We start from the raw sequence: 10,936 nt of genomic DNA, 5'->3' as shown, positions 1-10,936 counted from the left end.
CCTTCAGTTAGCCGGACATATCGTTGACTTTCTCATCTCGAAATAGGCCTTATCAGGATATTTTGGATGATTTGGCCCATAACAAGTCGTAGAAACAGCCACCTCGTCACACGGCAAGAAGTGCACCTGCAGCAAGCACACCTTTTCATCATACCTAGGCACATTCACAGTCGCCTTGTGACGGGTGTAACTTGAGGCATGCCTCAAATAATCACTCTCATCCAGCCGCCCATATTTATCTCGTTTTATAACGGCACGGGGATTTGGATCCTTCTCCCATTCCACAATAACTTTCAAATTTGGATTCCATCTCTTTGGAATTACCCCACAACAAACTTGACTACCATCTCCCTGATAAGGACCTAAGTTCGGTCCGCCAGCACCATTCACCGTGAATTCGTTAATCGCCGCCGGAGTATGGTTGTAACCCATGATAGGTGCAGACAGCACTTCAGGCCCAGCTTGGCATGCCACCAGCCCAAAGAAGGTGCTGAGAAAAACCACCAGCCCAATGGAATTTTTATTTCCCACACAGATCAAGCTCATCAACTTCTGCATGACATACCCCTCATATCAAAGCAACCTTTATTCGGATATTCAGGATGAAACGGCGTATAACAGGCAGCTGAAGTAGCAACCTTATCACATGGAAGAAAGTGTATTTTTAGCGAACAAACCCCCTTACTATCACAAGGAGGTATATCGACGGCTTCCTTATGACGAACATACAAGAGCCCATGCTCTCTCATACGTTTTCTCCAGCCATCTGAAAATATCTTTCCGGCCAGTCTTTATAAGCCCCTGGCTCAGGAACCACCTCCCACTCTACGGTTGCCTTCAAGCCCGACTTCCAAACTCTAGGAACGACACCACAACATACCTGCCCTGCTCCCCCTGAAATGGACCAAGGTTTAATCCGCCAGCACCATTTACACTGAATCTGTTAATAGCCGCCGAAGTATGGTTGTATCCTCCGATAGGAGTAGACACCATATCAGGGCCTGCCTGGCACGCTTGTAAAAACAAAAAACCTATCAGTAAAGCAATCAGCCAATCAGGTGTCCTTAACCCCTTTGCATTCAAGAGCTTTTGCATGAAGGCTCTCTCTTCTGAAAATACTTTCTATCTGGATACTCTGGATGCCCCTGGCTGTAATAGGTTGTTGAGACCGCGACCTGGTCGCACGGGAGGAAATGCTCCTGCAACAGGCATATTTTTTCACTATATCTAGGTATATCCACGATCATCTTGTGTCGGGTGTAGCTTGAGGCATGTCTCAAGTAATCATCTTTATCCAGCCGTCCATATCTATCTCGCCTTATAGCGGCGTGCGGTTTGGGATCTTTCTCCCATTCCACGACAGCTTTCAAATTTGGATTCCACTTCTTTGGAATCACTCCGCAACAAACCTGGCTACCATCCCCCTGATAAGGGCCTAAACGCGGTCCACCCGCCCCATTCACCGAAAACCAATTGATCGCCGCGGACGTATGGTTGTAACCCATCACCGGCGCCGCCAGCATGTCCGGCCCGCTCTGGCAGCCCGTGGCCAGCAGGGGCCCCGGAAGCAGGGCGGGAAGGCCGATGCCGCGCCCGTTCATGCGCGACTCGTTCCCGCCGGGGAAAAGCCGGGGCCGGGGGTCTGTTCGCGTAGCCATTGGGCGACGAAGGCATCGCGCTGGTCGAAGTCCTGCAAGCCCTGGCGGTCGGCGGCCAGGTGCGCCTGGACCAGATGCTGGAGCAGGCTTTCCTGGCTGCCCAGGCCATGCTCGCGGGGCAGCACGAAGTATTCGCGGCGGTAGGCTTCGGCCTCGCTCCAGGCGCGCAAGGCAGCGACCTGGTGCGCTTCCAGGCGGAGGGCCGCTTGCAGCGGCGGCGTCTCGTGGGCCTGGTAATGACCGGCCAGCGCCCTCGGCCGGCCGTCGCGGTCCAGCCAGTGCCAGCTGGAAACCGGGGCATGCAGGTAACGGCTCTGCCGGGGATCGAGCATGTCGCTGACGGCCATGAACAGGCCCGGCTCGTAGAAACGCAGTACGCCGCTGGAACGACCCTGGTTCCACTCGGCCTGGGTGCAGCTGCGCAGGTGCTCGCCCAGGCGCGGCAACGGCCAGGGGCTGAATAGAAGCATCAGGTGGCGGCGGCAGTCGATGCGTTCGAGCAGTTCGTCCAGCCAGGCCGCGTGGCCGTCTTCCAGGCGCAGCAGCAGCGGGCCCTCGTCGGCCAGGGCGGCCTCCGGGGTTTGCTCCAGCAATTTGAACAGCGCCGGAGGATCGCTTTGCCGCGCATGCTCGGCGAGCAAGGGATAGTCGTCCAGCCCGGTGGCATCGACCAATACATCGATGTGGGTCTGCAAGCCGCGATCGCGGGAGCGCTGCCACAGCTCGCGGGCCCAATGGCGGGGGTTCGGCGTCATCGCGGTTCCTCAGCGCTCGGCGAGCGCCTGGCCTCTTTTCTTCGCCTGTAGCAGGCACTCTTCGCAGACCGGTTGCCGCGGCGGCAGGTTGGCCGCGACCGCCTCGGGTGGCGCGCCGGAGCTGTCCTGGTCGGCCATGCCCGGCACCCGCGGCATCTTGATCGCGATCCCCGAGCCGCTTCCCGGCGCGCCGCCTGCATTGATCCGTGCCAGCGGGCCGCTGATGGCGATGCCGCTTGCGTCGAGCCGGATGAAGCTGCCGCCGGCCTTCACCGTCAGTTCGCTGTCGGCCTCGATCACCATCTTCTGCCCGGCCTTCAGGTGGATCTCGCGCCCGGCCCTGGCCAGGTAGGCACGACCGAGCTTCACGTGCTGGCTGTCGCCGACCGTCAGGTGGTCATCGGCCTTCAGCTCGACCTTGCGCTCTCCGTGCACGGTGTGATGCTCCTCGGCCTTGAACTCGCTGTAGCTGTTCGCCTCCACGGTGTCGTGGCGTTCGTGGCCGACGCGGATCTTCTGGTCATGCTCGATGTTCTCGTCCCAGTCGCGCTGGGCATGGACGAAGATCTGTTCCTGGCCCTTGCGATCCTCGATGCGAAGCTCGTTGTAGCCACCGCCGCCAGGGCTGCTGAGGCTCTTGAAGACGCTGCGGGTCTGGTTCGCCGGCAACTCGTAGGGCACCGGGTGAGCGGCGTGGTAGACGCAGCCGCTGACCAGCGGCTGGTCGGGATCGCCTTCGAGGAAGTCCACCAGCACTTCCATGCCGACCCGCGGAATGACGATGCCGCCATAGCCGTTGCCGGCCCAACCGCTGGCTACGCGCAGCCAGCAACTGCTCTTGTCGTCGCCCTGCCCCTCGCGGTCCCAGTGGAACTGCACCCTGACCCGGCCGTAGCGGTCGCAGTGGATTTCCTCGCCTGGCGGGCCGGTCACCACCGCGGTCTGGCTGCCCAGCACGCGCGGCTTCGGGTGCTCCAGCGGCGGGCGGAAGAACACCTCCCAGGGCGTGGCGAGGAAGCGGTTGCGGTAGCCCTGCTGGAAGTCGTCCGTGCTGGCCGACGTGTCGGAGGTAACGTTCTCTTCCAGCACCTGCGGCTGCTTGCCTTCGTGGAAGATTTCGCTGAGCAGCCACAGGTCGTTCCACTCCGCGCGCGGGTGCTCGGCGATCTCCAGGAAATGCCCGCTGACCAGCAGCGGCTGGTCGCTGCCCCCTTCGCCCAGGCGCCGGTCGGCGCGGTGCCGCTCCAGGGCGCGCTGGCTGAGCAGCTTGCCGCGCTGGCGATCGACGAAGCGACCGGGGTAGTCGTAGTCCTCCAGGTCCGGCTCGGCCGGGGCGTCGGCAGCGGGGCGATTGCCGGCCTCCAGCAGCAGCCGCGGCTTCTCGAAGTCGTAGTCGCGGCGAGTGGTGCGCGTGGTGCGGCTGGCCAGGCGCAGGCTGAAGCGCTTGATCACCGGTTCGTCGGCGACCAGCCCGCTGTCGTGCACGTAGGCGGTGGGACGGCCCAGGCGGGGGAACACCGTCTGGTCGTCGCCGAACACCAGCAGGTGCGCCTCGGCGCTGTGCCGGAAATGGAAATGGATGCCCTCTTCGGCACAGAGGCGCTGGACGAAATGCAGGTCGCTTTCGTCGTACTGCACACAGTATTCGCGCTCGGGATACCGGGTGCCGAGCTGGAAGCGGTAGGCGTCGGCGAGGATGCCGTGCTCCTCGAGGATCAGGGCGACGATCTGCGGCACCGTGAGGTGCTGGAAGATCCGCTGGTTGTTGCGCTGGGCGAGGTAGGCCAGATGCGGGACGAGGGTGAGGCGATAGCGGGTCAGGCGCTTTCCGGCATCGCCCTGGGCAGCGCCGTAGACCAGGCCGTGGACACCCTGGCCCTGCGGGGTGAAGGAGAGGAAGGCGGGCCGGTGGAGGAACGTTTCGAGGTCGAGGCCGGCGCGCTCTCCGACCAGTTCGAGTTCGAAACGGTAGGGGCGACTGATGCCTTCGTGGCCGTTGAAGGCGAGGACCTGCAGGTCATGGCGGAGGCCGTCGAGGCTGAGGCTGAAGTGGGTCTGGTTGGCCGGGTTGAACATCCGCTGTCCCCTGTTGCTCGAAAAACCTGCACGGCTGGCGTCCCTGTTCGCCGTGATCGATCCGAAGTGCGTGATCGCGCGGATGCTACGTCAAAAAAACTGTGCAAATTGTTGCGCACATCGCCGGAAAACCGCGGCGCGCCTGACCCTCGACAGTATGTAACAAAATATTTCAGAAAAATCCGACGAGCGAAGGACCGCCCCCGAACCGGGCCGGCCCATGCGCAATCAGCCTTGCAGACGCTGCGCCAAACGCTCCTGAAGTTGTGCGAGCACTTCCGGGTCGCCCTGCTTCGCCGCATGGATGCCGAGATTCTCGCCACTGAAGCGCGGGATGACGTGGAAATGGATGTGGAAGACCGTCTGCCCGGCGGGGGCGCCGTTGAACTGGGCGACCTGCACGCCGTCCGGCTGCACCTCCTCGACCAGGGCGCGGGTCAGGCGCTGGACCACGGCCATGACCTTGGCCAGGTTCTGCGCATCGATCTCGAGCAGGTTGCGCGCCTCGGCGTGCTTGGGAATCACCAGGGTATGCCCGTAGGACTGCGGGAACAGATCGAGGAAGGCGAGCACGTCCTCGTCTTCGTAGACCTTGTAGCAGGGAGCTTCGCCGCGAATGATCTTGGCGAAGATGTTCTGGGAATCGTAAACGCCGTGCAGACTCATGGAGGCTTTCCTTGAACGAACCGGAATAGACCTGCGCACCATACCGGCTCGCTCCCCGCTCGTCACGACGTGATGCGTCGCGCGCGCCACACACTTCGAAAGAAATTGTCACAAGCCCGTCATCACCCTTCCCTACTTTCGTAGCACTCGCCGGATGGCCCTGCCGTCTCGCACAGCCACCTCCTCAACATAGGGAAATGCGTCATGACCCCAGGTTATCCCCTCGCCCTCTCTCTTGCCGTCTCCATGGCCGTGCTCGGCAGCGCCTTGCCGGCCCAGGCGCGCCAGGACGATCCGTCGCTGTTCAACCGCCAGGCCCGTGGCGAACTCAGCGAGTACGGCGGCGCACGGCGCGTCGAGCAGGACCTGACCCAGGCCCTGAAGCAGTCGCTGTCGAAGAAGAAGGCGAAGAACGTGATCCTGCTGATCGGCGACGGCATGGGTGACTCCGAGATCACCGTGGCGCGCAACTACGCGCGCGGCGCGGGCGGCTACTTCAAGGGTATCGATGCGCTGCCGCTGACCGGTCAGTACACCCACTACTCCCTGCACAAGGACAGCGGCCTGCCGGACTACGTGACCGATTCCGCCGCCTCCGCCACCGCCTGGACCACCGGGGTCAAGTCGTACAACGGCGCGATCGGCGTGGATATCCATGAACAGCCGCACCGCAACCTGCTGGAGCTGGCCAAGCTCAACGGCAAGGCCACCGGCAACGTCTCCACCGCCGAGCTGCAGGACGCCACCCCCGCCGCCCTGCTCGCCCACGTCACCGCTCGCAAGTGCTACGGTCCCGAGGCCACCAGCAAGCAGTGCCCGAGCAATGCCCTGGAGAACGGCGGCGCCGGCTCGATCACCGAGCAGTGGCTGAAGACCCGCCCTGACGTGGTTCTCGGCGGCGGCGCCGCGACCTTCGCGGAAACCGCCAAGGCTGGCCGCTATGCCGGCAAGACCCTCCGCGCCCAGGCCGAAGCCCGCGGCTACCGGATCGTCGAGAACCTCGACGAGCTGAAAGCCGTGCGCCGCGCCAACCAGAAGCAGCCGCTGATCGGCCTGTTCGCGCCGGGCAACATGCCAGTGCGCTGGCTCGGTCCGACCGCCACCTACCACGGCAACCTGAACCAGCCGGCGGTGAGCTGCGAGGCGAACCCGAAGCGCACCGCCGACATCCCGACCCTGGCGCAAATGACCAGCAAGGCCATCGAGCTGCTGAAGGACAATCCGAACGGCTTCTTCCTGCAGGTCGAGGGCGCGTCCATCGACAAGCAGGACCACGCCGCGAATCCGTGCGGCCAGATCGGCGAGACCGTCGACCTCGACGAAGCCGTGCAGAAGGCCCTGGCCTTCGCCAAGGCCGATGGCGAGACCCTGGTGATCGTCACCGCCGACCACGCCCACTCCAGCCAGATCATCCCGCCGGAAACCGCCGCGCCGGGGCTGACCCAACTGCTCACGACCAAGGACGGCGCGCCGCTGGCGATCAGCTACGGCAACTCCGAGGAAGGCTCCCAGGAGCACACCGGCACCCAGTTGCGCATCGCCGCCTACGGCCCGCAGGCCGCCAATGTCACCGGCCTGACCGACCAGACCGACCTGTTCTTCACCATCCGTCGCGCACTGAACCTGCGCGACTGATCGGACCAGAACGAAAAAGGCGCGCCGGTTTCGACCGGCGCGCCTTTTTCATTTCGCGCGGTATCCCTGGAACTAGCCCTCGACCTGGCTCCACTGCTTGGCCAGGCGCTTGTCCGAGACCGGCAGCCGGGTTCCCAGTTGCTGGGCGAACAGCGAGACCCGGTACTCCTCCAGCATCCAGCGATACACCTGCAACTCGGCGTCGCGCTTGCCTTCCTGGGCGTGCTTGGCGAGGCGCGCCTGGTATTGCGCCCAGAGTTCGCCCAGCTCGCCGCTCCACACCCGGTCGCGCTGGACCTGGCCGGCGACCTTGTCCAGGCGCTGCTCGATGGCCTTGAGGTAACGCGGATACTCCTTCAACCACTCCAGCGGGGTGGCGCGGACGAACCCCGGATACACCAGGTTGGCCAGTTGGCCCTTGACGTCGTTCAGCGGCACGGTCATGGCCAGCTCGACCTTGCCCTTGAAGCGCTTCTGCAGGCCGTGCCAGAGCTTGAGGATATCCAGCACCAGGCGTGCCAGGCGCTCGGCGTGCTCGTTCCAGGCAGCGCGCTTGCGCTCGGCCAGCGCGGCCAGGGCGGCGCCGTCGCGCGGCAGGCTTTCGCCCTGCAGCACGCAACTGTCGAGACTGGCCAGGAGGATGTCCTCGACCAGCGCCTCGACCCGTCCCAGCTCGCGGTACAGCAGGCCCATCTCGGTCTGCCCCGGCAGCTTGGCGCGCAGGTACTTGGCCGGCTCGGCCAGTTGCTGCAACAGCAGTCGTTGCAGGGCGCGGCGGTGTTGGTAGTCGGCCTCGGCCTGGGTCGGGAAGCGCCCTTCCTTGACCTCGCCCTGCTCCTCCACCAGCGCCGGGTATACCGTCATCGACAATCCGGCGACCTTCTGCTGGGCCTTCTCGGCGACGCTGGCGAAGGCCTTGGCCTCCACCGGACGCTGCTGTTCCTTGTCGGCCTGGGGTATCGCCAGCGCCGCCTGGCTGGCTTCGGCGAAACGCGCGGTGAGTTCGGCCAGGTCGCGGCCCTCGCCGAGGAACTTGCCCTGGGCGTCGACCACCTCGATGTTCATCCGCAGGTGATCGTCCAACTGCGTCGCCGCCTCGGCCCAGGCCTCGTCGGCTACCCGCACGCCGGTCATGCGCTGAAGCTCGCGGCCCAGCACCTGCGGCAGCGAACCTTCGCCGAAGGTGATGCGCTCCAGGGCGGCGCGGACGAAGTCCGGTACCGGCACGAAGCTCTTGCGGATCGCCTTCGGCAGGTTGCGCACCAACGCCACCGCCTTGTCGTAGAGCAGGCCGGGCACCAGCCAGTCGATGCGTTCGGCCGGCAATTGCGGCAGCAGCGGCGCCGGTACCCGCACGGTGACGCCGTCGCGCGCGGTGCCGGGCTCGAACTGGTAGCTCAGCGACAGGTGCAGGTCGCCCAGGCTCAGGCGATCCGGGTACTGCGCCGCAGTGACTTCGCTGGCTTCGCGGGCCAGCACGTCTTCCTCGCGCATCAGCAGCAGGTCCGGCTGGTTCTGCCGCTCGCGGGCGTACCATTTCTCGAAACTGGCGGTCTGGTAGATATCCGCCGGCAGGCGCGCGTCGTAATAGGCGAACAGGGTTTCCTCGTCAGCCAGGATGTCGCGCCGGCGTGCCTTGGCTTCCAGCTCGTCGAGCTTTTCCAGCAACTGCCGGTTGGCGCTCAGGCACTTGGCGCGGCTGTTGATCTCGCCGCGCACCAGGCCTTCGCGGATGAACAGCTCGCGCGCCACCGGCGGGTCGATCGGACCGTAGTGCACCGGACGTCGACCGATGACGATGAGGCCGTAGAGGGTGACCTGCTCGAACGCCACCACCTGGCCGCGACGCTTCTCCCAGTGCGGCTCGAAGTGGTTGGTCTTGATCAGGTGCCCAGCCAGCGGCTCCAGCCAGTCCGGCTCGATCTTCGCGACCATTCGGGCGAACAGCTTGGTGGTCTCCACCAGTTCCGCGGCCATGATCCATTGCGGGCGCTTGCGAGCGATGCCGCTGGACGGATGGATCCAGAAACGTCGCTGGCGAGCGCCGAGGTAGTCGCCTTCCTCGGCCTTCTGCCCGATCTGGCTGAGCAGGCCGGACAGGATCGCTTTGTGGACCGCCGCGTAATCGATCCCCGGTACCTCGCGTTCGTTGTCGGCCGACGCGCCTTTCTTCGCCTCCGGCTTGCGCGCCTCGGCCTTGGCCGGACGCCCGAACGGCAGCTTCAGTTCGCGGCAGATCAGGGTCAGTTGGCGGTGGGCGTCGCGCCACTCACGCAGGCGCAGGTAGTTGAGGAAGTTCTTCCGGCACCAGCTGCGCAGGGCATTGGAACCCAGCGCCTGGCGCTGCTCCTCGAAGCCACGCCAGAGATTGATCAGCGCGGCGAAGTCGGAATCCGGGTCCTTCCATTGCGCGTGCGCCTGGTCGGCGGCCTGCTGCCGCTCCACCGGACGCTCGCGCGGGTCCTGCACGGACAGCGCGCTGGCCACCGTCAACACTTCCTCGAGGCTACCCTGCTGGGCCGCCTCCAGCAGCATGCGGCCCAGCCTCGGGTCGATCGGCAGGCGCGCCAGTTGGCGCCCCAGCGGGGTCAGCTGGCCTTCGCGGTTGACCGCCGACAGTTCCTGCAGAAGGGTGAAGCCGTCCTTGATCGCCTTGCCGTCCGGCGGCTCGATGAAGGGGAACGCCTCGATGTCGCCGAGGCGCAGGTGCAGCATCTGCAGGATCACCGCGGCCAGGTTGGTGCGGAGGATTTCCGGGTCGGTGAAGGCCGGACGCGCGTTGAAGTCCTCCTCGCTGTAGAGACGCACGCATATGCCCGGCTCGACCCGTCCGCAACGGCCCTTGCGCTGGTTGGCGCTGGCCTGCGACACCGCCTCGATGGGCAGCCGCTGGACCTTGGCGCGGTAGCTGTAGCGGCTGATCCGCGCGGTGCCGCTGTCGATCACGTAACGGATGCCCGGCACCGTCAGCGAGGTTTCCGCGACGTTGGTGGACAGCACGATCTTGCGTCCCGGGCGCGGCTGGAAGATCTTCTGCTGCTCGGCCGGGGTCAGTCGCGCGTACAGCGGCAGCACCTCGGTGTGGCGCAGGTTGGCCTTGCGCAGCATCTCCGCGGCGTCGCGGATCTCCCGCTCGCCGGGGAGGAACACCAGCACGTCGCCGGGCCGCTTGCCGACCTCGCGTTCGTGGGCGGCGATCTCGTCGAGGGCGGCGAGGATGCCCTGGTCCACCGACAGGTCGTCCTCGACCCGGTTGCCCTCCTCGTCGGTTTCCGCCGCCAGCGGCCGGTACCAGGTCTCCACCGGATAGGTGCGGCCGGAAACCTCGATCACCGGGGCGCCGTCGAAATGCCGGGAGAAACGCTCCAGGTCGATGGTCGCCGAGGTGATGATCAGCTTCAGGTCCGGACGCCGGTGCAACAGGGTCTTCAGGTAGCCGAGGAGGAAGTCGATGTTCAGGCTGCGCTCGTGGGCTTCGTCGACGATCAGAGTGTCGTAGCGCTCCAGGTAGCGGTCATGCTGGGTCTCGGCCAGGAGGATGCCGTCGGTCATCAGCTTGACCAGGGTGCTGTCGTCGCTCTGGTCCTCGAAGCGCACCTGGTAGCCGACCAGCGCGCCCAGCGGCGTACCGATCTCTTCCGCGACCCGCGTCGCCACGCTGCGCGCCGCCAGCCGACGCGGCTGGGTATGGCCGATCAGGCCGTGGATGCCGCGACCCAGCTCCAGACAGATCTTCGGCAACTGGGTGGTCTTGCCCGAGCCGGTCTCGCCGGCGATCACCACCACCTGGTGGGCGGCGATAGCGGCCTTGATCTCGTCGCGCTTGGCGGCGATCGGCAGGCTGTCGTCGTAGCGGATCGCCGGAACGCTGGCGCGCCGCGCCTCGACCTTGGCGCAGGAGGTCTGGAAGCGCTCGACCCACTGCGCCAGGCGCGCGTCGTCGGGCTGCTTGCGCAGTTCGTGGAGCTGCCGGCGCAAGCGGTGGCGGTCGCTGATCTGGGCCTGGTCGAGGCGCCGGACGAGTTGGTCAAGGGAAGGAGTCTGGTCGGTCATCTAGGCTTTTCGAATGCTGTGAGCGTGCCGCAGTCGCGGAGGACGGGAGAAGCTCCGGCCACTGCCGAGGCGAAAAATATTCGGAATTGTCGC

Annotated in this window: 10 protein-coding genes; 1 reads left to right on the top strand and 9 read right to left on the bottom strand. The window is 64.9% G+C overall.

Annotated features, from left to right (window positions below):
* Positions 1-3 precede the first annotated feature (3 nt).
* The 8 genes from tli1a (AC1RB9_RS08505) to AC1RB9_RS08470 all read right to left on the bottom strand — a co-directional run bounded on the left by tli1a (AC1RB9_RS08505) (position 4) and on the right by AC1RB9_RS08470 (position 5,155).
* Positions 4-558 carry an immunity protein Tli1a gene (tli1a, locus tag AC1RB9_RS08505; protein WP_003452902.1) on the bottom strand — a complete coding sequence of 185 codons (555 nt, stop codon included), beginning with the start codon at positions 556-558 and terminating at the stop codon, positions 4-6.
* On the bottom strand, positions 546-749 hold the full coding sequence (locus AC1RB9_RS08500; RefSeq protein ID WP_079275399.1) for a DUF3304 domain-containing protein: 204 nt from the start codon (positions 747-749) through the stop codon (positions 546-548). The genes tli1a (AC1RB9_RS08505) and AC1RB9_RS08500 overlap by 13 nt, the downstream gene beginning before the upstream one ends.
* Positions 746-916 (bottom strand): DUF3304 domain-containing protein, encoded by a 171-nt coding sequence (locus AC1RB9_RS08495; RefSeq protein WP_221885854.1) that lies wholly within the window; start codon positions 914-916, stop codon positions 746-748. The genes AC1RB9_RS08500 and AC1RB9_RS08495 overlap by 4 nt, the downstream gene beginning before the upstream one ends.
* Positions 838-1,095 (bottom strand): DUF3304 domain-containing protein, encoded by a 258-nt coding sequence (locus AC1RB9_RS08490; protein ID WP_079384150.1) that lies wholly within the window; start codon positions 1,093-1,095, stop codon positions 838-840. Before AC1RB9_RS08490 ends, AC1RB9_RS08495 begins: the two co-directional genes overlap by 79 nt.
* Positions 1,080-1,601: a Tli1a family immunity protein gene (gene tli1a, locus AC1RB9_RS08485; RefSeq protein ID WP_053092451.1), complete on the bottom strand. Its 522-nt coding sequence runs from the start codon at positions 1,599-1,601 to the stop codon at positions 1,080-1,082. Before tli1a (AC1RB9_RS08485) ends, AC1RB9_RS08490 begins: the two co-directional genes overlap by 16 nt.
* Positions 1,598-2,413 (bottom strand): toxin Tle1 chaperone Tla1, encoded by an 816-nt coding sequence (tla1, locus tag AC1RB9_RS08480; RefSeq protein ID WP_003107607.1) that lies wholly within the window; start codon positions 2,411-2,413, stop codon positions 1,598-1,600. Before tla1 ends, tli1a (AC1RB9_RS08485) begins: the two co-directional genes overlap by 4 nt.
* 9 nt (positions 2,414-2,422) lie before the next feature.
* Positions 2,423-4,489, bottom strand: a complete 2,067-nt coding sequence (locus AC1RB9_RS08475; protein WP_003452905.1) for a type VI secretion system Vgr family protein — start codon at positions 4,487-4,489, stop codon at positions 2,423-2,425.
* Positions 4,490-4,717: 228 nt separating this feature from the next.
* Positions 4,718-5,155, bottom strand: coding sequence for an HIT family protein (locus tag AC1RB9_RS08470; protein WP_003105490.1), 438 nt, complete (start codon positions 5,153-5,155; stop codon positions 4,718-4,720).
* 204 nt (positions 5,156-5,359) lie between these two features.
* Here AC1RB9_RS08470 and phoA point away from each other — a divergent pair, with 204 nt between their 5' ends.
* Positions 5,360-6,790: an alkaline phosphatase gene (phoA, locus tag AC1RB9_RS08465; protein WP_003112133.1), complete on the top strand. Its 1,431-nt coding sequence runs from the start codon at positions 5,360-5,362 to the stop codon at positions 6,788-6,790.
* Between the two features lie 72 nt (positions 6,791-6,862).
* Here the strand turns inward: phoA and hrpA are convergent, their stop codons facing one another.
* Positions 6,863-10,843, bottom strand: a complete 3,981-nt coding sequence (hrpA, locus tag AC1RB9_RS08460) for an ATP-dependent RNA helicase HrpA (RefSeq protein ID WP_003452907.1) — start codon at positions 10,841-10,843, stop codon at positions 6,863-6,865.
* Between the last annotated feature and the right edge of the window lie 93 nt (positions 10,844-10,936).

This window comes from Pseudomonas sp. 20-5, assembly GCF_056782835.1.
The sequence above is the reverse complement of the archived record's forward strand: the minus strand, read 5'-3'. Positions and strand labels throughout refer to the sequence as shown.

Bases quoted from the DNA above. Each gene is read 5' to 3' on its own strand.
- tli1a (WP_003452902.1), bottom strand. From the start codon at position 558: ATGCAGAAGTTGATGAGCTTGATCTGTGTGGGAAATAAAAATTCCATT.
- AC1RB9_RS08500 (WP_079275399.1), bottom strand. From the start codon at position 749: ATGAGAGAGCATGGGCTCTTGTATGTTCGTCATAAGGAAGCCGTCGAT.
- AC1RB9_RS08490 (WP_079384150.1), bottom strand. From the start codon at position 1,095: ATGCAAAAGCTCTTGAATGCAAAGGGGTTAAGGACACCTGATTGGCTG.
- tli1a (WP_053092451.1), bottom strand. From the start codon at position 1,601: ATGAACGGGCGCGGCATCGGCCTTCCCGCCCTGCTTCCGGGGCCCCTG.
- tla1 (WP_003107607.1), bottom strand. From the start codon at position 2,413: ATGACGCCGAACCCCCGCCATTGGGCCCGCGAGCTGTGGCAGCGCTCC.
- AC1RB9_RS08475 (WP_003452905.1), bottom strand. From the start codon at position 4,489: ATGTTCAACCCGGCCAACCAGACCCACTTCAGCCTCAGCCTCGACGGC.
- AC1RB9_RS08470 (WP_003105490.1), bottom strand. From the start codon at position 5,155: ATGAGTCTGCACGGCGTTTACGATTCCCAGAACATCTTCGCCAAGATC.
- phoA (WP_003112133.1), top strand. From the start codon at position 5,360: ATGACCCCAGGTTATCCCCTCGCCCTCTCTCTTGCCGTCTCCATGGCC.
- hrpA (WP_003452907.1), bottom strand. From the start codon at position 10,843: ATGACCGACCAGACTCCTTCCCTTGACCAACTCGTCCGGCGCCTCGAC.